Here is a 20,231-nt window from a genome sequence, read left to right as displayed (position 1 = left end):
CTAGGCGGGCAGGCGCAGCTCGAACGCCGCCCCGCCCTCGGCCGCCTCCACCAGCCGCAGGTCGCCGCCGTGCAGGGCCGCCAGCTCGCGCGAGATGGTCAGGCCCAGGCCTGTGCCTTCCGACTGTTTGGAGCTGACAAAGGGCTCGAACAGGCGTGCGGCCAGGCGCGGGGGGATGCCCGGGCCGTCGTCGGCGATGCGGACGACGCAGACCCCGTTCTCGGCGAAGGCGCTGACGGTGATCGCCCCCTTGCCGCGTCGCTCGGGCGGGCGGGCGGGATCGGCCTCGATCGCCTGGCGGGCGTTGCGCATCAGATTGACCAGGATCCGATACAGCTGGTCGGGATCGGCCTCCACGGCGAAACGGGCCGGCACCTGCTTGACCAGGCGCACGCCGTCGGGGTCCAGGCCGGCGTCCTCGGCCGCCAGGGTCAGGGCCTGGGTCAGGACCACGCGGGTCTTCTGCGGCGCGGGCTCCTCGCTCTTGCCGTACTCCAGCACGTTGCGCGACAGGGCGGCGGCGCGGCCCAGCGCCCGCTCCAGCCGCGGCAGGGCCTTGGTCACCGCCGGATCGGGCGAGGCGGCCAGCCGCTCCGAGGCCATCTGGGCCGAGGTCAGCATGTTTCTGAGGTCGTGATTGATCTTGGCCACCGCCTCGCCCAGGGCCACCAGGCGCGCGCGCGAGCGCAGGGACTGGCGCACCTCGTCCTGCATCCGGGCCAGTTCGCGTTCGACCCGGCCGATCTCGTCGTGGCGGTCTGACGGGGTCTCGGGATCGCTCTCGGGATCGGCGGCGAACCGCTCCATCGACCGGGTCACGCGCCGCAGCGGGCGCAGCACCAGCAGGGCCAGGCCGCCATAGAGCAGGGCCCCCGCCGTGACCGAGATCAGCAGCGACACCAGCAGGCTGTTCAGCAGGAAGGCCCTCAGTTCCAGTTTAAGCGGCTGGGCCGGGGTCACGATCTCGATGAAGTCGCCCGACCGATAGCGCGGCTTGGCCTGGACGCGCAGCGACCGGTCGGGGTGGCCGAACAGGGTGCGCCAGGGGTCCAGCAGGCGCGAGCCCATGTTCTCGCGGCGCAGGTCGATCAGTTCGGGCGCGCGCGGCAGGTTGGGCGCCTGCAGCAGCAGCCGTCGCACCCCCTGCTCGGTCAGGGCCACGGCCTGGACCCCGCCGATCCGCATCAGTTCGGCCGCCGTGTCGTCCTCGACCGCGCTATAGGGCAGCGCCTCGACCCCGACGGAGGCCAGTTCGGCGGCCTGCAGCCGGTCGCGCAGCCAGCGCTCGTGGAAGGCGGCCAGGTTGGGGGCCATGATCAGCGCCTCGACCGCCAGGGTGAAGGCGACCGTCAGCAGCAGCAGTCGCGACGACAGGCCGTCGGGCGCGCGGGGGCGCAGGCGCTCGCGCCAGGTCTCGGCCGCCTCGGGCGACAGTTTCAGCCGCGCGGCGATGCGGTCGAACAGGGCGCTCATGCCGGGGCCGCTCCCTGACGGCGCCGCCGCGCCACCTGGACCAGCTTGATGCCCAGCGGCAGCAGCAGGGACAGGAAGACCACCCCCATCAACGGCCAGAAGAACTGGCGCAGCAGCACCTCCAGGTCTGGCCGGACCCCCGCCCGGATCAGCCCGCCCAGCCGCGACCCGATCCAGGTGTAGATGAAGGTCGACGGCAACAGGCCCAGGAAGGTCGCGATCACATAGGGCCTGAGCGGCACCGCCATCATCCCCGCCGTGGCGTTGATCAGGACGAAGGGCACGCTGGGGATCAGTCGCAGGGTCAACAGGGTGGTGAAGGCGTTGCGGTCGATGCCCTTGGCCAGCCGATCCATGAAGCCGGCGTCCGCCTCGAACTTGGCGCGCAGCCAGCCGCCGATTGAGGTGCGATAGACGCCGTAGATGACGACCGAGCCGATCGTCGCCCCCGTCGCCTGGGCCAGCATGCCCACGACCGGCCCGAACATCATCCCGCCCAGCAGGGTCAGGAACACCGGCCCGGGAATGGTCGAGGCGGTGGCCAGCGCATAGACGGCGACGAAGGCGACCAGGGCGATCCACCAGTGCTGGCGCGCATAGGCCTGGAGGTTCAGCCCATGCTCGCGGATCAGGTCCATCGACAGATAGCGGTTCCAGCCCAGGGCGAAGAACAGCACCACCACGCCGGCGATGGCGGCCAGCGGCGAAAGCCGGAGCGCCCATTCCTTCGCCGTTCGTTGCGCCATGCGGTCCGCATCCCTGAAAAGCCCGCCGCGCCGTTGACTCGCGCGTCTGCTCGACTTATACGCCCGCCCTTCCTGCGGCGGACGCCTTTTGCCCCGTCGCCCCAACCTTTTAGAGTCAGGAGCCGACCGTGAAGCGGACCTATCAGCCGTCGCGACTCGTGCGCAAGCGCCGTCACGGCTTCCGCAGCCGGATGGCCACCAAGAACGGCCAGAAGATTGTTGCGCGCCGTCGCGCCAAGGGCCGCAAGCGCCTGACGGCGTAAGCGGCTCTCGCGTCCGAAAGCCAAGGACGCATGAGCGACCCTTTACAGATCAAGCGTCTGTTGCGGCGGCCCCAGTTCCTGGCGGCCGCCAAAGGCGTTTCCGAGGCCCGCGGCGCGGTGGTGATCCAGCGCCTGGATCGCGGCGACGGCTCGGCGCACATCGGCCTGGGCTTCACCGCGACGCGCAAGGTCGGCGGGGCCGTGGTCCGCAACCGGGCCAAGCGCCGCCTGCGCCAGGCGGCCCGCCTGATGATCGCCCAGCACGGCCGTCCCGGCAGCGACTATGTCTTCATCGCCCGCATGGGCACGGCGGACCGTCCCTGGGACCGTTTGCTTGACGACGTGAAATCGACGCTTACAAGGCTCGCGACCCCCAAGACAGAGCGGGCCGACCGGCCTTCCCACCCTCGCGCCTCTTCCGGCCAGGACGACCGAACCCCATGAAAAACGAGAACTCGCGCAACACGATCATCTTCATCGTGTGCTCGGTCCTGATCCTCGGGATCTACTGGTTCACCGTGCTGCGTCCGCAGGCCGAGCGCCGCGCGGCCCAGCAGTCGGCCCAAGCCGAACAGTCGCAGACGGCCGAGAACGCCGCCAATACGGCGCTGAGCCCGCAGGGCCCGGTCTTCGTCACCGACCGGACCCAGGCGCTGGGAACGGCCGCGCGCGTGCCGATCCAGTCGGGCACGCTCAGGGGCTCGCTGTCGCTGCAGGGCGCGCGCATCGACGACCTGTTCCTGACCGACTACCGCGAGGTCCAGGACGATCCCGCGCCGGTCGAACTGTTCCGCCCGCAGGGCATGGAGCACGCCTATTTCGCCCAGTTCGGCTGGGCCGGCGCCAACATCCCCGGCGGCGTGCCGGGCCCCAACACGCCGTGGCGCCTGACCGCCGGCTCGACCCTGACGCCGACCACGCCGATCACCCTGACCTGGGACAACGGCCAGGGGCTGCGCTTCACCCGCATGGTGTCGGTGGACGACAAGTACGTCTTCACCCTGAAGGACACGGTGCAGAACCTGGGGACGCAGCCCATCACCATCGCCCCCTACGGCAGCGTCCAGCGCCAGGGCGTGCCGCCGGCGGCGGGGTCGTCCCACATCGTCCACGAGGGCGCCATCGGCGCCTTCGGCAAGCCGGGCGAGTACCGGACCGAGCAGAAGAAATACAAGGACTGGCTCAAGGAGCCGCGCATCGAGAACGCCTCGACCGGCGGCTGGCTGGGCATCACCGACAAATACTGGCTGGCGGCCCTGCTGCCCCAGCAGAACGAGGCGGTGCAGACCGAATTCCGCGTGCGCGACGCGAACGGCGGCCAACAGCTGGAAGCCAACCTGCTGGGCGCCAGCCGCACCATCCAGCCGGGCGCGACCACCACCGAGACCCAGCGCCTGTTCGCCGGCGTCAAGCGCGCCGAGGTGCTGAAGTCCTATGAGGAAAGCCTGGGCCTGCCGCGCTTCGTCTATGCGATCGACTGGGGCATGTTCTGGTTCCTGACGCGTCCGATCTTCTGGATCCTGGAAAACGTCTATGCGGTGGTCGGCAGCTTCGGCGTCGCCATCCTGGCGCTGACCGTGATCGTCAAGCTGGTCATGTTCCCGCTGGCGAACAACGCCTACGCCTCGATGTCCAAGATGCGCAACCTCCAGCCCAAGATGGAGGAGATCCGCAAGAAGCATAAGGACGACCCGCAGAAGCAGCAGCAGGAGATGATGGGCCTGTACCAGAAGGAGAAGATCAATCCGGTCGCCGGCTGCCTGCCGTTGCTGCTCCAGATTCCGGTCTTCTACGCCCTGTACAAGGTGCTGACCGTCACCATCGAGATGCGCCACCAGCCGTTCCTGGGCTTCATCCACGACCTGTCGGCGCGCGACCCCTCGACCATCTGGAACCTGTTCGGCCTGATCCCGTGGGATCCGTCGACCCTGCCGGTCCTGGGCGGCCTGCTGGGCGGACCGCTGCACATCGGGCTTCTGGCCATCGCCTACGGCCTGACCATGTGGCTGCAGACGGCGATGAACCCGCCGGCCACCGATCCGATGCAGCGCCAGATCTTCCAGTTCATGCCGCTGGTCTTCACCTTCATCATGGCGCCCTTCGCGGCGGGCCTGCTGGTGTACTGGGCGTGGTCGAACATCCTGACCATCCTGCAGCAGTACGTCATCATGCACCGCTACAAGGCCGAGAACCCGATCGACAGCTTCATCGGCCGGTTCAAGAAGTCCCCGGCGTGATCGAGGAAACCGAGTTCACGCCCGAGGAGATCGAGGCCGCGCGGGTGCTGTTCGCGCGGCCGGCGACCTTCGTCATGGGCGCGGCCAAGATCGAGCAGCTGCCCGATCCCGACCTGCCCGAGATCGCCTTCGCCGGGCGTTCCAACGTCGGCAAGTCCAGCCTGATCAACGGCCTGGTCGGCATGCACAAGCTGGCCCGCGCCTCCAACGAGCCGGGCCGCACGCGCGAGGTCAACTTCTTCGACCTGGACGGCCGGCTGCGCCTGGTCGACCTGCCCGGCTACGGCTGGGCCAAGGCGTCCAAGTCGACGACGAAGAAGTTCCAGGACCTGGGCCGCGACTATCTGCGCGGGCGGGTGACGCTGAAGCGCGTCTATCTGCTGATCGACGCCCGGCACGGCCTGAAGTCGGTGGACGCCGAGGCGCTGGACGCGCTGGACCTGGCCGCGGTCAGCTATCAGATCGTCCTGACCAAGGCCGACAAGCTGAAGAAGGGCGAGGGCGAGAAGATGCAGGCGGCCACCCTGAAGGCCGTCTCCAAGCGCCCGGCCGCCTTCCCCGTCGTGGCCCTGACCTCTTCCGAAAAGGGCGTCGGCCTGCCCGAGCTGCGCGCCGAGATCATGCGCACGACCGGCGCGACGATCGACTGATTTTCCATCCCGCCACCGTCACCCTCGGGCTTGACCCGAGGGCCGGGTGTTCCGCCGCATTGCGCCTTGGTGCGGCGCACGATCTCGCTCCACATCCGATCCTCGGGTCAAGCCGAGGATGACGAGGTTGGGACGCTCGACGACGAAGAAAAAGGCCCGGAGCGCGCGCTCCGGGCCTTCGTCGTTTCGGCGGGACGCCGGCCTCAGTCGCCCGAGGCGGAGCGCACCTCGACCGGCAGGCCCAGGGCGTCCAGCTGCGGCTTGACCACCGAGGCGTCGCCCACGACCACCCAGACGAAGCGCGACGGGTCGATCGCGGCCTTGGCCGCGGCGTCCATCTGATCCGCCGTCAAGGCGTTGGTGCGCGCCGCCACGGTTTCGGGATAGTCGTCCGGGCGGCCCAGCATGTCGTTGGTCCGCAGCGCCCCCAGGACGGCGCCCGAGGTCTCGTAGCTGCCGGCCAGACGGCGGGTGTTGCCGTTGACGGTCCGTTCCAGTTCGGCGGAGGTCACGCCCTTGCCGCCGCTCAGGAAGTCGTTGAACTGGGCGTTCAGGGCGGCGATGGCCGGGCCGGTCTGGTCGGCCTGGACCGGGGCGGTGACCAGATAGGGCACGCGGTGCTCGAAGCCGGCGACCGAGGCGTTGACCCCGTAGGACCAGCCCTTGGTCTCGCGCAGGTCCGAGTTGATGCGCGACAGGAAGTCGTTGCCCAGCACGTTGTTGGCCGCGTTCAGCACCAGCAGGTCGTCCGTGCCCGAGGCGTTCAGAACCTCGCCGCCCAGGATGTAGGACTGGGGCGACTGGGGCCGGTCGATCAGCACGATCTTGGGCGTCGCGGCCGGGATCGGGGCCGAGAAGTCCTTGACGGGCTTGGCCGAGGCGGGCGGCGTCCACTGGCCGAAGTTCGCTTCCAGCAGCGGCTTGATCTCGTTGAGCGGCAGGTCCGAAACCACGAAGATCTTGGCGTTGTCCGGGCGGATCCATTGCGCATAGGCGTTCTGGATGTCGGCGCGGGTGATGGCCTTGACCGAGGCCTCGTCGCCGTTGCCGCTGAAGGGCCGGCCATAGGGGCTGTCGGCGCCGTAGATCAGCGCGGGCAGGGCCCGGTTGGCCAAGGCGGCGGGGCTGGTGCGCTCGGCGGCGATGGAGGCCAGGCGCGTGGCGCGCAGCCGCTCCAGTTCCGCCGCGTCGAAGGTCGGACGCCGCACCACGTCGGCCAGCAGGGCGACCGACGACGCCAGGTTCGGGGTGACGGCGCTCAGCGACACCACCGACCGGTCCATCGAGGAGCCGGTCGAGATGCCGGCGCCCAGGGTTTCCTCCGCCTCGGCCAGCTGCGTGGCGTTACGGCCAGCCGCCCCTTCGTCCATCAGGTCCATCATCAGGGTCTGGACGCCCAGCTTGCCGGCGTCGTCCGCCGCCAGGCCCGCGTCGAAGTCGACCGCGATCTTGGTGGCCGGCACGGCGTCGCGATGGGCGTAAACGACCTCCATGCCGTTCGACAGGCGGGTGCGCTCCACCGCCGGGAAGTCGACGTTGGACACGGCGCCGATCTCGGGCTTGGCCATCCGCGCCACGCGCTCGATCGGCGGGGCGGGGGTGTGGTTGGCGCCCGACGGCGCTTCCGCCGCCTCCTGATAGGCTTCGCGTTCGCCCGGCAGGGTGGTCAGGGTGTAGGCCGGACGGGTCAGCCACTTCTGCATGGCCGCCTGGACCTGGGCCGGCGTCACCGCCGCATAGGCCTGCAGCTCCTTCTTGTAGTGCTCGGGATCGCCCGCATAGAGCTGGCCCTCGGCCAGGGCCACGGCCTTGCCGCCGAAGCCGCCGACCTGTTCCAGGCCCTGCACGGTGCGCGAGACGTACTGGGTCTTGACCCGTTCGACCTCCTCGGCCGTCGGGCCGTCGGCGATCAGGCCGTTCAGGATCTCGCGGGCCCGCGCCTCGACGGCGGCGGGGTCTTCGCCGGGCTTCACGTTCAGGGTGATGTCGAACATGCCCACGCGGTGGAAGGCGCCGTTCGAGGCGCTGACGGAAACGGCGGTCTGCTCGCCGCGCACCAGTTCGTTGTCCAGGCGCGAGCTGGCCAGGCCGCCCAGCACCGAGGCGCCGACGCTCAGCGGCACGCTGTCGGGATCCAGCATTCCGGGCACGGCCCAGTTGATCGAGACCTGGGCGTTGGCCACGCGGTCGTGGGTCGTCTCGTGGATCGGCGCGGCCAGGGTCGGGACCGGCGCCTGGGCCGGGTTGTTCACCGGGCCGCGCGGAATCGGGCCGAAGTATTTCTGGGTCAGCTCACGCGCCTTCTCGGGCGTGATGTCGCCGGCCAGGACCAGCACGGCGTTGTTCGGCCCGTAGTTGGAGCGGAACCAGTCGCGCACCGTCTCCATCGACGCCGCGTCCAGGTCGGCCATCGAGCCGATGGTCGAGTGGCGATACGGATGGCCTTCCGGGAACAGGGCCTCCAGCACCTTGTATTCATTGAGGCCGAACGGCTGGTTGTCGCCCTGGCGCTTTTCGTTCTGGACCACGCCGCGCTGGAGATCGAGCGTCTCCTGGCTGATGGCGCCCAGCATGTAGCCCATGCGGTCGCTTTCCATGAACAGCGCCTGTTCCAGCGCCGGGGTCGGGACCGTCTCGAAATAGTTGGTGCGGTCGAACCAGGTGGTGCCGTTCATGTCCGTCGCGCCCATGTTGCGCATCGGCGTGAAATAGCTGCCCGGCGCATTCTCCGACCCGCCGAACATCAGGTGCTCGAACAGGTGGGCGAAGCCGGTCTTGCCCGCCGGTTCGTCCTTGGAGCCGACGTTGTACCAGACCGACACCGCCACCACGGGCGCCTTGTGGTCCTCGTGCACCAGCACGGTCAGACCGTTGTCCAGGGTGAACTTGGTATAGGGGATGTCCACCTCGGCGACCAGTTCGGACACCGGCGCGGCCTGGATGGCGGCCTGGGCGACGGCGGGGACCGGCGCGGAAACAAGGGCGATCGGCGCGACCACCGCCATCAGGGCGGCGGCGGCGACGAAGGGGGCGACACGGCGCATGGGCAATTCCTCGGTTTGCGAGGGATCGACCTTAGACGCCGGACGACGCGTCACAACGGGGACAGGCTTTCATGACGAAAGTTTCATCTTCGCCGCGCGGGCGGACGCTCAGTCCCGGGTCGGATCGACCTGGGACGCGTCGCCATAGGTCAAGGCCAGGAAGACGTCCTCCAGGTCCGGGTCCTCGGTCGAGATGTCGGCGATGGTCACGCCCGCCTGGCGCACGGCGGCGATGACCTGTTCGACCGACGACTGGCCCTTCTTGTAGGCCACGGCGAACGCGCCGTTCGGCCGGGCCGTCACCTCGAAGCCGGGCAGGACCGGCGGGGTCGCCTGCGGCGTCTCGGGCGTCACCACCACGTTTCGGCTGTCCAGACGTCGCAGCAGCTGCGGCGTCGGCTCGCAGGCCACGACCTCGCCCCGGTTGACGATGGCGATTGTGTCGCAGAGCTCCTGCGCCTCTTCCAGATAGTGGGTGGTCAGGACGATGGTCACGCCCTCGGCGTTGATGCGCCGGACGTAGTCCCACAGCTGGCGGCGCAGCTCGACGTCCACCCCGGCGGTCGGCTCGTCCAGGATCAGGATCGGCGGATTATGGACCAGGGCCTTGGCCACCATCAGCCGGCGCTTCATCCCGCCCGACAGCGCCCGCACATAGGCGTTGGCCTTGTCCGACAGGCCCAGCGCCGCCAGCAGTTCGTCCGAGCGCCGTTCGTTGGCCGGCACGCCGTAGAAGCCGGCCTGCACCTCCAGCGACTCGCGCGGGGTGAAGAAGACGTCGGCGACGATCTCCTGCGGCACCACGCCGATGGCGGCGGCGGCGTCGCGCGGCTCCTTGTCGATGTCGCGGCCCCAGATCCTGACCGAGCCCTCCGATTTCTTGACCACCCCGGCCAGGATGTTGATCAGGGTCGACTTGCCCGCGCCGTTGGGGCCCAGCAGGCCGAACATCGACCCGCGCGGAATGACCAGGTCGACGCCGCGCAGCGCAGTCTTGGGCGCCGCCTTCTTGGAGCCGGCGTAGGTCTTCTTCAGGCCCCGCACCTCGATGGCGTTGTCGGGCAGGGTCACGGGATCGGTCATCGGCGCGCTTCGGTCGGGAAAATCAGGTCGTGCGGCGGTTTGACGCCGCCGGGCGGGCCGCATAGGTATGCGCGCGACGCCCTCCCGCCAAGAGACGAGCCCGAAATGCCGCCCCGCCACCCCGATGCGATCATCCCGCCGCCCGAAGAGATCGTGGTCTCGACCAAGCGCGTGGCCTGCGACGGCGGCGGCGGCGCGCTGGGCCATCCGCTGGTCTATATGGACATGGGCGAGGACGATTTCGTGGAATGCGGCTACTGCGACCGCCGCTTCGTCCTGTCGGCCCATCCGCACGACGAGAACGAATATCTGAGCCCGGCCGCCCGCGCGCCCGAGGCCCACTGACGGCCCGCCGACCGCCCTTCCTCCCAGGAGCCCGCCGATGCGCTACCTGCACACCATGGTCCGCGTGAAGGACCTCGACGCCTCGCTGCGTTTCTACTGCGACCTGCTGGGCCTGCAGGAGGTCCGGCGCATGGACAACGAGGCGGGGCGCTTCACCCTGGTCTTCCTGGCCGCGCCCAAGAACCTGGAGCAGTCGAAGGCGGAGCGCTGCCCCGAGGTCGAGCTGACCTTCAACTGGGACCCGGAAGACTATCAGGGCGGCCGCAACTTCGGCCACCTGGCCTACAAGGTCGACGACATCTACGCCGCCTGCCAGCGGCTGATGGACGGCGGCGTGACCGTCAACCGCCCGCCGCGCGACGGCAACATGGCCTTCGTCCGCTCGCCCGACGGCATTTCGATCGAACTGCTGCAGGAGGGCGACCCCCTGCCGCCGGCCGAGCCCTGGGCCTCCATGCCCAACACCGGGACCTGGTGATGCGGCGGGCGGCGGCCCTGCTGGCGGCCGGACTGACGCTCTCGGCCTGCGCCTCGACCACCGAGACCAATCCCGGCCGCACGGCGACCGAGCAGCTGCTGCTGGCCCGCGCCGCCGACCGGGCGGTGGAGGGCCTCAGCCTGCCGCTTCCCGCCGGCTCGGCGGTCTATGTCGACGAATCCTACTTCCAGGGCGAGGGCGCGCGCTATGCGATCAGCGCCATCCGCGCCGCCCTGTCCGACGCCGGCTTCCGCCTGGCCCCGAGCAAGGACGCCGCCGACGCCGTGTTCGAGATCCGCGCCGGCGCCCTGTCGCTGGAGCAGATGCGCCGCGTCTTCGGCATCCCGGAGATGCGGGTGCCGATCAACGAGACCTTCAACGTGGTCTCCCTGCCCGAACTGTCGATCTACAGCCACCGCGACCGGGTCGGCGTGGCCGAGTTCTCGGGCTTCCTCTACGAGGCCAAGACCGGCGCGCCGCTGGGCGCCGTCCTGCCGATGATCGGCAGCTATAGGATCCGCAGCCACAAGGCGATGATGATGGTCACCTGGGGCCAGCAGCAGGCCCAGCCGGGCCAGCGCGACCCCGGCTCCAGCTGGACCGAATTCTGATCCGGTTTCCCGGCTGACGCGGGGGCTTCGCCGCCCTATGTTCCGGCCATGACCGACGCCGCCGACACGCCGCCCGCCATTGAACAGGACCGGGAGCTGACCCAGGACGGGCCCGCCCTGCGGCTGTGGATGATCGACGCCTCGGCCTACATCTTTCGCGCCTACCACGCCCTGCCGCCCCTGACGCGCAAGTCCGACGGCCTGCCGGTCGGGGCGGTCCAGGGCTACTGCAACATGCTGTGGAAGCTCCTGAAGGACATGAAGGGCGCCGACGGCCCGACGCACCTGGTGGCCATCTTCGACCATTCCGAGAAGACGTTCCGCAACACCCTGTACGACCAGTACAAGGCCCACCGCCCGCCGCCGCCCGAGGACCTGATCCCGCAGTTCCCGCTGGTGCGCGAGGCGACCGCGGCCTTCGGCGTCCACTGCGTCGAACTGCCGGGCTACGAGGCCGACGACCTGATCGCCACCTACGCCTGCAAGGCGCGCGACGCGGGCGGCGAGGCGGTGATCGTCAGTTCAGACAAGGACCTGATGCAGCTGATCGGGCGCGGCGTGGTCATGTGGGATCCGATGAAGGACCGCCGCCTGGCCGAGCCGGAGGTGTTCGAGAAGTTCGGCGTCGGCCCGGAGAAGATGGTCGACCTGCAGGCCCTGATCGGCGACAGCGTCGACAACGTCCCCGGCGCCCCCGGCATCGGCCCCAAGACGGCCGCCCAGCTGCTGGACGAATACGGCGACCTGGACACGCTGCTGGCCCGCGCCGGCGAGATCAAACAGCCCAAGCGCCGCCAGACCCTGATCGACTTCGCCGACCAGATCCGCCTGTCGCGCGAACTGGTGCGCCTGACCTGCGACGCCCCGGCGCCCGAGGCCGTCGACGACTTCGCGGTCAAGGATCCGGACCCGCAGACCCTGTCCGAATTCCTCGACAAGATGGAGTTCCGCTCGCTGGCCCGGCGCGTCGGGGACGGCAAGGCCGAGGCGACCGAGACCTCCGCCTTCGCGCCCAAGCGCGCGCCCAACCTGTCGGCCCCGGTCGCCAGCCCGCGCTATGCGCCCAAGGAGGTCGCCGCGCCGTCCGAGCCGCACGTCTTCGACCTGGACGCCTATGAATGCGTGCAGACCGAGGAGGCGCTGGACCGCTGGATCGAACGCGCGCGCGAGGCCGGCGTCGTCGGCCTGGACACCGAGACCGACGCCCTGTCGGCCACCCATGCGGGCCTGTGCGGCGTGTCGCTGGCGCTGGGGCCGAACGACGCCTGCTACATTCCCCTGACCCACGAGCACGAGCCGGCGGCGAACGCCGGCGGGCTGGACTTCGGCGGCGAGGCCGACACGCGCGAACCGCTGACCCAGCTGGACAAGCCGACAACCCTGGCCAAGTTGAAGACCCTGCTGGAGGATCCGTCGGTCCTCAAGGTGCTGCAGAACGCCAAGTACGACGTCGCCGTCTTCGCCCGGCGCGGCATCCGCGTCGCCCCCTACGACGACACCCTGCTGCTGTCGTATGTGCTGGAGGGCGGCCTGCACGGCCACGGCATGGACGAGCTGGCGCGCCTGCACCTGGGCCACGAGCCGATCGCCTTCAAGTCGGTGGCCGGGACGGGCAAGAGCCAGAAGTCGTTCAAGCACGTGCAGCTGGCCCCCGCGACGCAATATGCGGCCGAGGACGCCGACGTGACGCTGCGCCTGTGGCGCATCCTGAAGCCCCGCCTGGCCCGCGAGGGCCTGTCCACCGTCTATGAGACGCTGGAACGGCCGATGCCGACCGTCCTGGCCGACATGGAGCTGGCCGGCGTGCGTGTCGATCCCGACCGGCTGAAGCGGCTGTCCTCGGAGTTCGGCCTGCGCATGGCCGAGCTGGAGCAGCAGGCGCACGAGATCGCCGGCCGCCCCTTCAACGTCGGCTCGCCCCGCCAGATCGGCGAAATCCTGTTCGGAGAGTTGAACCTGCCCGGCGGCAAGAAGACCGCCAGCGGCCAATGGGGCACCGACGCCAGCGTGCTGGAGGAGCTGGCCCTCACCCACGACCTGCCCCGCGCCATCCTGGACTGGCGCCAGCTGTCCAAGCTGAAGGGCACCTACACCGACGCCCTGACCGCCGCGGCCGATCCCGCCACCGACCGGGTCCACACCTCCTACCAGCTGGCGGCCGCCTCGACCGGCCGGCTGGCCAGTTCCGATCCCAACCTGCAGAACATCCCGATCCGCACCGAGACCGGCCGCGAGATCCGCCAGGCCTTCATCGCCGCGCCCGGCCATGTGCTGATCAGCGCCGACTACAGCCAGATCGAGCTGCGCCTCCTGGCCCACATCGGCGACATCCCCGAGCTGAAGCGCGCCTTCAAGGCCGGGCTGGACATCCACGCGGCCACGGCTTCGGAGATGTTCGGCGTCCCCGTCGAGGGCATGCCGTCCGAGACCCGTCGCCGCGCCAAGGCGATCAACTTCGGCATCGTCTACGGCATCTCGGCCTTCGGCCTGGCCGCCCAGCTGGGCATCGACCAGGGCGAGGCGGGGGCCTACATCAAGACCTATTTCGAGCGCTTCCCCGGCATCCGCGGCTACATGGACCGGACCAAGGCCGAGGTGCGACAGGCGGGCTTCGTCTCCACCGTCTTCGGCCGCCGCATCCACATCCCGGCCATCCACTCCAAGTCCGGGGCCGAGCGCCAGTTCGGCGAGCGCGCGGCCATCAACGCCCCGATCCAGGGCGCCGCCGCCGACATCATCCGCCGCGCCATGATCCGCATGCCGGGCGCCCTGACGGACGCGGGCCTGTCCACCCGCATGTTGCTGCAGGTCCACGACGAACTGGTCTTCGAAGCCCCCGAAGCCGAGGCCGAGGCCGCCATCGCCGTGATCAAGCGCGTCATGGAGACCGCCGCCGAACCCGCCGTCGCCCTGAGCGTCCCGCTGGACGTCGAAGCCCGCGCCGCCGCCAACTGGGACGAGGCGCACTGAGGCGCCGACGCCGGGCGCGTCGCGCGAGAACAACCTCTGGATTCATGATCCCGCAACCCTGCGATGCCAACATGGCGTCGAAGATCGGGGGATCGTCATGTTTCGCGTCATCGAATGCGTCTGGGTTCAACATGACCGCCTGACCGTCCTGATGGCGGCGGCGATCTGGGCCGTCGGAAGCCTGGCCTTCTTCCTGGCGCTGGCCCACGCACGCGAGTGCGGGCCCCAGCGGCGCGCCGGATGGCTGGCGATTGGCGGACTGGCCGGCGGCGTCGGCGTCTGGGCGACCCATTTCGTCGCCATGCTGGCCTACGACGGCGGCGTCGCCATCGACTACGACCCGTTTCTGACCACCCTTTCCGCCAGCATGGCCGTGGCCGGTTTCTGGCTGGCGCTCAGAGTGCTCGGCGATCTGCGGCCGATCCGTTGCCTGGGCGCGGCGGTCGTCGCGGTCACGGCAGTGGCCGCGATGCACTTCACCGGCATGGCCGCCATGCGCGTGGCCGCGCACATCCGATACGAGACGGGGCCGATCGCCGCGGGCGGGCTCATCGCCCTGGCCCTGTTCGCCGCGGCCTTCCTCGGCTTTGCGCGCTTTCCGGGCTGGCGCGGCGTCGCGATCGGCTCGGCGTGCGCCGTCCTGTCCGTGTGCACGCTCCATTTCACGGCGATGGACGCGACCGTGCTGATCCCCGACCCCGCCCTGCCCTTCGTCGCCTCGGGCGGCGCCCGGTCGTGGCTGATCGGCGCGACCGTGGGCGCCGCCGCCGTCCTGATCGCCCTGACGGTGACGGCGACGCTGATCGACCGGCACCTGACCGACCTGCGCGGCCTGGCCCAGGCCACGCTGGAGGGGCTGGCCATCCTGCGCGACGGCGTGATCGTGGAGACCAACGATCGCTTCGCGGAGCTGGTCGGGCGGGACCCCTCGCGCCTGATCGGCGTCGGCGCCGACGAGGTTCTGGCGGCCGCCGACGGCCTGCCGATGGCGAGCGCGCGCGAAAAGCCCGTGGAAGCGGCCCTGCGCCAGGACGACGCCGATCGCATCTTCGAGGTGGCGTCGCACCTGATCGAGTATCGCGGACGCCCGTCGCAGGTCCTGGCGGTCCGCGACCTGACCGAGACCAAGGCGGCCCAGCGCCGCATCGAACACCTGGCCCGTCACGACGGCCTGACCGACCTGCCCAACCGCACCCTGTTCCAGGAGCGGCTGGAGCACGCCCTGACCCGTGCGGCGCGGACCGAGGAAGCGCTGGCGGTCCTGGCGCTGGACCTGGACCGGTTCAAGGCGGTCAACGACATCTTCGGCCACGCCGAGGGCGACCGGGTGCTGAAGTCCGTGGCCGACATCCTGAGGCGGTGCGTGCGCGCCAGCGACACGGTCGCGCGTCTGGGCGGCGACGAGTTCGTGGTGTTGCAGGTCGGCGCGGATCAGCCCCAGGCCGCGCAGGCCCTGGCCGATCGCATCCTGGCGGCCTTCCGCACCGAGATGGATCCGGCCCTGGACCCGACCGCCGTCGGCGTCAGCGTCGGCGTCGCCGTCCACCCCACGGACGGCCGCGACGCCGAAGCCCTGCGTCATGCGGCCGACATCGCCCTGTATCGCGCCAAGACCTCGGGACGCGGCCAGGCCGCCTTCTTCGATGCGCGGATGGACGAGGAGGCGCGTCTGCGACGACAGCTGGAAACCGATCTGCGTCACGCCATCCTGCGCCGTCAGCTGCGCCTGGACTACCAGCCCCTGGTCCGCACCGCCGACGGCGAGCTGTCCGGCTACGAGGCGCTGCTGCGCTGGGACCACCCCGAGCGCGGCGCGGTGGGGCCGGACGACTTCATCCCGATCGCCGAGGAGACGGGGGCGATCATAACCATCGGGGAGTGGGTCCTGCGCGAGGCCTGCCGCGAAGCGGCGCGGTGGCCCGATCATCTTCAGGTGGCGGTCAATGTCTCGCCGGTGCAGTTCCAGGTCGCCACGCTGGCCGATCTGGTGGCGTCGGCCCTGTCCGAAAGCGGCCTGGACCCAAGCCGGCTGGAGCTGGAGATCACCGAAAGCGCCCTGCTGAAGGAGCGCGCGAGCACCGTCGCCACCCTGCACCGGATCAAGGCGCTGGGCGTCAGCGTGGTCATGGACGACTTCGGCACGGGCTATTCGTCGCTCAGCAATCTGCAGAGCTTCCCGTTCGACAAGATCAAGATCGATCGCAGCTTCATCGCCAGCATGGAGGACGACGCCGCGGCCCGATCGATCGTGCGCGCGATCGTCGGCATCGGCCGCAGCCTGGACCTTCCCATCGTCGCGGAGGGCGTCGAGACCGAGGCCCAGCGTCGCCTGGTCCTGGAGGAAGGCTGCGCCAACGCCCAAGGCTTCTTCTTCGGCAGGCCGGGGCGGGTCGCCTTGCCCCGCGTCCTGCCCGGCATACGGTTCGGCTAGAGCAGCCCCTTCTCCGCCGCCAGGTCCGACAGCCTGGTCATCGGGCGCGGACCCCAGTGGGCGATGACCTCGGCGGCGGCCAGCGAGCCCAGGGCGCCCGCCTCGGCCAGCGGACGGCCCCGCGCCAGGCCCAGCAGGAAGCCGGCCGCGTACTGGTCGCCGGCGCCGGTGGTGTCGACCACCTTGTCGACCGGATAGGCGGGGACCGCCACCCGTTCGTCGCCGCGCAGGATCACCGAGCCCTCGGCGCCGCGCGTCACGGCGGCGATCTCGACGAGAGCGGCCAGCTTGTCGGCGGCGGCGTCGAAGTCGTCGGTCTCGAACAGGGCGCCCAGCTCGGCCTCGTTGGCCAGGACGATGTCGGCCGACTGTTCAATGAAGTCCAGCAGCTCGGCCCGCCAGCGGGCGACCACGAAGGTGTCCGACAGGGTGATGGCCACCTTGCGTCCGGCCCGGTGCGCGGCGGCGGCGGCGCGCTCGAAGGCGGCGCGGGCCGGGGCCGGGTCGAACAGATAGCCTTCCAGATAGACGATGGCGCTGTCGGCGATCAGGGCCTCGTCGATGTCGTCGGCGAACAGCTGGTTGGCGGCGCCCAGGAAGGTCGCCATGGTCCGCTGGCCGTCGGCCAGCACGTTGACCAGGCACCGGCCGGTGCCGAAGCCTTCGGCGGCGCCGCCCTTCAGCGCGGGCGTGTCGAAATGCACCCCGGCGGCGCGGATGTCGTGGGTGAAGACCTGGCCCAAGGTGTCGTCGGCCACCTTGCCGATATAGGCCGCGCGGCCGCCGAACGAGCCGACGCCCGCGACGGTGTTGCCGGCCGATCCGCCCGACGCCTCCACCCCCGGCGCCATGGCGTCGTACAGGGCGGCGCTGCGGGCCGCATCGACCAGCTGCATGGAGTTGGGGGCCAGGTCCTGGGCCTTCAGGAAGGCTTCGTCGCAGGGGCTGAGCACGTCGACAATGGCGTTGCCGACGGCGCAGACGTCGTATCGGATATCGGTCATGCCGGGGCCTTAGCCGACGCGGGGCCCGGCGTCACCCCAAACTAGGCCTCGGCGGGACGGAACAGCAGGGCGGCGATCTTGCCGTCGTCGCCGAAGCCGATGATCCACTCGGTCGCCTGGTTGTCGAAGGTGACGCGGAACAGCTGGGCCTGGCCCTCGGGCCGCACGTGTTCGATGGTCCGAAGCGCGCCGAAGCTCTTGATCAGCGGCGTCACTTGATCCGCCTGCTGGCGGATTTGCGCGGCCAGGTTCTGGGTGAACGCCGAATAGTCGGGCCCCGGCCCCTGGATCGCGACGATCACGCCGCGCAGGGCGGCCTCGGCCTCGGCCACATCGGCGGGCGCGGCGGCGGCCGGGGCCTGGACGGGGGCTTGCCCCGGACGCTGCGGAGCGGGCGTCGCCTGGGCCGCGGGGGCGTCGAAACTGTTGGGCACGGAGCCGGCGGCGGCCTGGGCCAGAACGGGCGCGGGCGCCAGAAGCGCGGCGGCCAGCGCCAGGGTCTTGAGGGCGGTCTTCATCGGAAAGCTCCAGGCAGTCAGGACACGAGCGGCCAGAGCGAAAGCCCCAGCGCCGCGAGCGCGGCGACGACCGCCACGGTGACGCAAGCCGTCAGCCAAGCGGGAGTTCCCGGCTTTTCCATGACCACCGTCGTCGGACGGGGCGGCTCCTGCACCAGGCGCGACAGGGCGCGGGCGGCGGCCAGGACCTCGTTCAGGGCGTCGCGCGCCTGGGCCTGGGGCCCCAGCTCGCGGCGGATCCAGCGTTCCACCACCGGCTGGGCGGCCTTCCACAGGTCGTGGTCGGGCTGAAGCCGGCGCGCCACCCCTTCGACCGACACCATCGTCTTCTGCAGCAGGATCAGTTCGGGCCGCAGCCGCATGTCGAACAGGGCGGTGATCTCGAACAGCTGGCCCAGCAGCCGGCCCATCGACACCTGGCTGGCGGCGCGGCCGATGACCGGCTCGCCCACCGCCCGCAGCGCCTGGGCGAAGGTCTCGACCGAATGATGCGGCGGCACGTATCCGGCCTCGAAATGGACGCGGGCGATCCGGTCGTAGTCGCGACTGATGAAGCCCCACAGGATTTCCGCCAGATAGCGCCGCTCGGCCGGCCCCAGCCGTCCGACGATGCCGAAGTCGATGGCCGTCAGATGCGCCGGGGCGCTGGCGAACAGATTGCCCTCGTGCAGGTCGGCGTGGAACGCCCCGTGGTCCAGCGCCTGCACCAGGAAGGCGCGCACGACGTTGTCGGCCAGCAGATCGACGTCCAGCCCCGGCAGCTCCGCCAGCGCCGGATCGGTCATCGGCGTGCCTTGCGCCCACTCCAGCGTCAGAACCCGCCGGCCCACCCCGTCCCAGATCACGGCGGGCGCGGACATGTAGCCGTCCTTGGCCATGACCTCGGCCATCTCGCTGGCGGCGGCCGCCTCCAGCCGCATGTCCAGCTCCAGGTCCAGCGAGCGGGCGATCGTCTCGACGAAGGCGGACGGCTCCAGCCGCCGGGCCAGGGGAACCAGCCGCCACACCAGCCGCGCGGCCAGACGCATGGAATCCAGCCCGTCGGCCACGCGCCGTTCGACGCCGGGGCGCAGCACCTTGACCGCCACCTTGCGCCCGTCGGCCAGCCAGGCGGGATGCGCCTGGGCCAGGGACGCCGCCGCCACCGGCTCGCCCAGGTCGGTGAACAGGGCCTCCGCCGGCCGGCCCAGCGAGCGCTCGATCTCGCGGCGCGCCTCGGCCAGCGGAAACGGCGGCAGGGCGTCCTTCAGCCGGCCCAGGTCGCGGGCGAACTGCAGGCCGAAGATGTCGGCGCGGGTGGCCAGCACCTGGCCCAGCTTGATCGCCACCGGCCCCAGGTGCTCGAACGCCTTGCCCAGCCGCTGGCCGGGTCGCCCCTCGCGGCCCGCCCGACCGGAAAACATCTGCACGAAGCGGGCGAACGGCCGCGTCCAGGCCGGCAGCAGCGGCGTGACCTCGCGCGGGACCAGGGCGTCGTGGCGCGCCAGCACCCACAGCCAGGCCAGCAGGCGCAGGAAGGCGCCGACCGGATGGCGCACCGGCTCGGCGACGGGTGCGGGCGGCGGCGTGCGATAGACGGGGCTGCTCAGATCGCCCACCCGTGATGGATGGCCGCGACCCCGCCCGACAGATTGGTCACCGACACGCGGCTGAACCCCGCGTCCTCGACCAGGGCCTTGAACGCCGCCTGGTCGGGAAAACGGCGGATGCTCTCGACCAGATACTGATAGCTGTCGCGATCCTTGGCGACCCACTGGCCGATGCGCGGGATGGCGTGGAAGGACCAGGCGTCATAGGCGCGCCGGATCGGCCCGGTCGTGGGACGCGAGAACTCCAGGCACAGGAAACGCCCGCCCGGCTTCAGCACCCGTCGCGCCTCGGCCAGGGCCTTATCGATATGGGCCACGTTGCGGATGCCGAAACTGATCGAATAGGCGTCGACCGAGGCGTCCGGCAGCGGCAGGGCCATCGCGTCGCCCACCGACCAGCTCATCTCGGGCTCGCCGCCCTTGTGGACGCCCGCCAGGATCATCTCGGCGTTGTAGTCCATCACGATGACCGAGGCGTCCGCCCCGCCGCGCCTGGCCTGCGCCGCGCGCGCCATTTTCGAATAGCGCCGGGCCATGTCGCCGGTGCCGCCCGCCACGTCCAGGATGGTCTCGCCCGGACGCGGGTTCAGCTTGGCCGCCGCCGCGTCCTTCCACAGCCGGTGCACGCCCGCGCTCATCAGGTCGTTCATCAGGTCGTAGTTGGAGGCCACGGAATCGAACACCCCGCGCACCATCTTCACCTTCTCGCGCGCGTCCACGTCGCGAAAGCCGAAGGAGGAGCTGTCGCCCGACGAATGGGGGCGGTTCGGGGCTGCGTCGGTCATGGCG

17 protein-coding genes are annotated in these 20,231 nt (G+C 70.4%); 9 read left to right on the top strand and 8 right to left on the bottom strand.

All coding sequences use genetic code 11. The features are described 5' to 3' along the window. Window positions 1–1,473: a sensor histidine kinase gene (locus tag M8231_RS00280; RefSeq protein WP_249751689.1), complete on the bottom strand. Its 1,473-nt coding sequence runs from the start codon at window positions 1,471–1,473 to the stop codon at window positions 1–3. Beyond that, window positions 1,470–2,219 carry a TVP38/TMEM64 family protein gene (locus M8231_RS00275; protein ID WP_249751690.1) on the bottom strand — a complete coding sequence of 250 codons (750 nt, stop codon included), beginning with the start codon at window positions 2,217–2,219 and terminating at the stop codon, window positions 1,470–1,472. Before M8231_RS00275 ends, M8231_RS00280 begins: the two co-directional genes overlap by 4 nt. Before the next feature lie 128 nt (window positions 2,220–2,347). Between M8231_RS00275 and rpmH the strand changes: the two genes are divergently transcribed. The 4 genes from rpmH to yihA are packed head-to-tail and all read left to right on the top strand — an operon-like array spanning window position 2,348 to window position 5,369. Further along, the gene (gene rpmH, locus M8231_RS00270) at window positions 2,348–2,482 is read left to right on the top strand and encodes a 50S ribosomal protein L34 (protein ID WP_003164000.1); all 135 of its coding nucleotides are present in this window, start codon (window positions 2,348–2,350) and stop codon (window positions 2,480–2,482) included. A 30-nt stretch (window positions 2,483–2,512) separates the two neighbouring features. Continuing rightward, window positions 2,513–2,926, top strand: a complete 414-nt coding sequence (gene rnpA, locus M8231_RS00265) for a ribonuclease P protein component (protein ID WP_249751691.1) — start codon at window positions 2,513–2,515, stop codon at window positions 2,924–2,926. Beyond that, window positions 2,923–4,719, top strand: coding sequence for a membrane protein insertase YidC (yidC, locus tag M8231_RS00260; protein ID WP_249751692.1), 1,797 nt, complete (start codon window positions 2,923–2,925; stop codon window positions 4,717–4,719). The genes rnpA and yidC overlap by 4 nt, the downstream gene beginning before the upstream one ends. After that, window positions 4,716–5,369 carry a ribosome biogenesis GTP-binding protein YihA/YsxC gene (gene yihA, locus M8231_RS00255; RefSeq protein WP_249751693.1) on the top strand — a complete coding sequence of 218 codons (654 nt, stop codon included), beginning with the start codon at window positions 4,716–4,718 and terminating at the stop codon, window positions 5,367–5,369. The genes yidC and yihA overlap by 4 nt, the downstream gene beginning before the upstream one ends. A 203-nt stretch (window positions 5,370–5,572) precedes the next feature. On the opposite strand, the gene M8231_RS00250 is transcribed toward yihA, so the two are convergent. Both M8231_RS00250 and M8231_RS00245 read right to left on the bottom strand, forming a co-directional pair. Further along, complete coding sequence (locus tag M8231_RS00250; RefSeq protein ID WP_250201994.1) at window positions 5,573–8,413, bottom strand: M16 family metallopeptidase; 2,841 nt, start codon at window positions 8,411–8,413, stop codon at window positions 5,573–5,575. Window positions 8,414–8,521: 108 nt separating this feature from the next. Beyond that, window positions 8,522–9,484 (bottom strand): ABC transporter ATP-binding protein, encoded by a 963-nt coding sequence (locus M8231_RS00245; RefSeq protein WP_250202636.1) that lies wholly within the window; start codon window positions 9,482–9,484, stop codon window positions 8,522–8,524. Between the two features lie 117 nt (window positions 9,485–9,601). Here M8231_RS00245 and M8231_RS00240 point away from each other — a divergent pair, with 117 nt between their 5' ends. The 5 genes from M8231_RS00240 (at window position 9,602) to M8231_RS16835 (ending at window position 16,331) form a co-directional block, all read left to right on the top strand. Beyond that, the gene (locus M8231_RS00240) at window positions 9,602–9,841 is read left to right on the top strand and encodes a zinc-finger domain-containing protein (protein WP_249751695.1); all 240 of its coding nucleotides are present in this window, start codon (window positions 9,602–9,604) and stop codon (window positions 9,839–9,841) included. A gap of 37 nt (window positions 9,842–9,878) precedes the next feature. Next, entirely contained in the window at window positions 9,879–10,319 is a 441-nt protein-coding gene (locus tag M8231_RS00235) for a VOC family protein (RefSeq protein ID WP_249751696.1), read from the top strand. After that, window positions 10,319–10,930 (top strand): DUF6655 family protein, encoded by a 612-nt coding sequence (locus M8231_RS00230; protein WP_249751697.1) that lies wholly within the window; start codon window positions 10,319–10,321, stop codon window positions 10,928–10,930. The genes M8231_RS00235 and M8231_RS00230 overlap by 1 nt, the downstream gene beginning before the upstream one ends. A gap of 48 nt (window positions 10,931–10,978) precedes the next feature. Continuing rightward, the gene (gene polA, locus M8231_RS00225; protein ID WP_250201993.1) at window positions 10,979–13,900 is read left to right on the top strand and encodes a DNA polymerase I; all 2,922 of its coding nucleotides are present in this window, start codon (window positions 10,979–10,981) and stop codon (window positions 13,898–13,900) included. Between the two features lie 97 nt (window positions 13,901–13,997). Further along, window positions 13,998–16,331, top strand: coding sequence for a bifunctional diguanylate cyclase/phosphodiesterase (locus M8231_RS16835; protein WP_284150800.1), 2,334 nt, complete (start codon window positions 13,998–14,000; stop codon window positions 16,329–16,331). On the opposite strand, the gene M8231_RS00205 is transcribed toward M8231_RS16835, so the two are convergent. From M8231_RS00205 to M8231_RS00190, 4 genes are read right to left on the bottom strand one after another with little or no spacing between them, the layout of a single operon-like run. Continuing rightward, complete coding sequence (locus tag M8231_RS00205; RefSeq protein WP_249751698.1) at window positions 16,328–17,335, bottom strand: adenosine kinase; 1,008 nt, start codon at window positions 17,333–17,335, stop codon at window positions 16,328–16,330. The two genes, M8231_RS16835 and M8231_RS00205, sit on opposite strands and share 4 nt — an antisense overlap. Before the next feature lie 41 nt (window positions 17,336–17,376). Beyond that, window positions 17,377–17,853 carry a hypothetical protein gene (locus tag M8231_RS00200; protein ID WP_250201992.1) on the bottom strand — a complete coding sequence of 159 codons (477 nt, stop codon included), beginning with the start codon at window positions 17,851–17,853 and terminating at the stop codon, window positions 17,377–17,379. A 17-nt stretch (window positions 17,854–17,870) separates the two neighbouring features. Beyond that, on the bottom strand, window positions 17,871–19,451 hold the full coding sequence (gene ubiB / locus M8231_RS00195; RefSeq protein WP_250201991.1) for a 2-polyprenylphenol 6-hydroxylase: 1,581 nt from the start codon (window positions 19,449–19,451) through the stop codon (window positions 17,871–17,873). Further along, window positions 19,439–20,227, bottom strand: a complete 789-nt coding sequence (locus M8231_RS00190) for a class I SAM-dependent methyltransferase (RefSeq protein ID WP_249751701.1) — start codon at window positions 20,225–20,227, stop codon at window positions 19,439–19,441. The genes ubiB and M8231_RS00190 overlap by 13 nt, the downstream gene beginning before the upstream one ends. Between the last annotated feature and the right edge of the window lie 4 nt (window positions 20,228–20,231).

The sequence above is a fragment of the Brevundimonas albigilva genome (genome assembly GCF_023573565.1).
GTDB classification, from domain to species: domain Bacteria; phylum Pseudomonadota; class Alphaproteobacteria; order Caulobacterales; family Caulobacteraceae; genus Brevundimonas; species Brevundimonas albigilva.
The sequence above is the reverse complement of the archived record's forward strand: the minus strand, read 5'-3'. Positions and strand labels throughout refer to the sequence as shown.

What these genes read in the sequence shown, in the direction of transcription:
- M8231_RS00200 (WP_250201992.1), bottom strand. Translation starts at nt 17,853, where the DNA reads ATGAAGACCGCCCTCAAGACCCTGGCGCTGGCCGCCGCGCTTCTGGCG.
- M8231_RS16835 (WP_284150800.1), top strand. Translation starts at nt 13,998, where the DNA reads ATGTTTCGCGTCATCGAATGCGTCTGGGTTCAACATGACCGCCTGACC.
- M8231_RS00230 (WP_249751697.1), top strand. Translation starts at nt 10,319, where the DNA reads ATGCGGCGGGCGGCGGCCCTGCTGGCGGCCGGACTGACGCTCTCGGCC.
- M8231_RS00205 (WP_249751698.1), bottom strand. Translation starts at nt 17,335, where the DNA reads ATGACCGATATCCGATACGACGTCTGCGCCGTCGGCAACGCCATTGTC.
- M8231_RS00190 (WP_249751701.1), bottom strand. Translation starts at nt 20,227, where the DNA reads ATGACCGACGCAGCCCCGAACCGCCCCCATTCGTCGGGCGACAGCTCC.
- M8231_RS00275 (WP_249751690.1), bottom strand. Translation starts at nt 2,219, where the DNA reads ATGGCGCAACGAACGGCGAAGGAATGGGCGCTCCGGCTTTCGCCGCTG.
- M8231_RS00280 (WP_249751689.1), bottom strand. Translation starts at nt 1,473, where the DNA reads ATGAGCGCCCTGTTCGACCGCATCGCCGCGCGGCTGAAACTGTCGCCC.
- M8231_RS00235 (WP_249751696.1), top strand. Translation starts at nt 9,879, where the DNA reads ATGCGCTACCTGCACACCATGGTCCGCGTGAAGGACCTCGACGCCTCG.
- yidC (WP_249751692.1), top strand. Translation starts at nt 2,923, where the DNA reads ATGAAAAACGAGAACTCGCGCAACACGATCATCTTCATCGTGTGCTCG.
- polA (WP_250201993.1), top strand. Translation starts at nt 10,979, where the DNA reads ATGACCGACGCCGCCGACACGCCGCCCGCCATTGAACAGGACCGGGAG.
- rnpA (WP_249751691.1), top strand. Translation starts at nt 2,513, where the DNA reads ATGAGCGACCCTTTACAGATCAAGCGTCTGTTGCGGCGGCCCCAGTTC.
- M8231_RS00240 (WP_249751695.1), top strand. Translation starts at nt 9,602, where the DNA reads ATGCCGCCCCGCCACCCCGATGCGATCATCCCGCCGCCCGAAGAGATC.
- M8231_RS00250 (WP_250201994.1), bottom strand. Translation starts at nt 8,413, where the DNA reads ATGCGCCGTGTCGCCCCCTTCGTCGCCGCCGCCGCCCTGATGGCGGTG.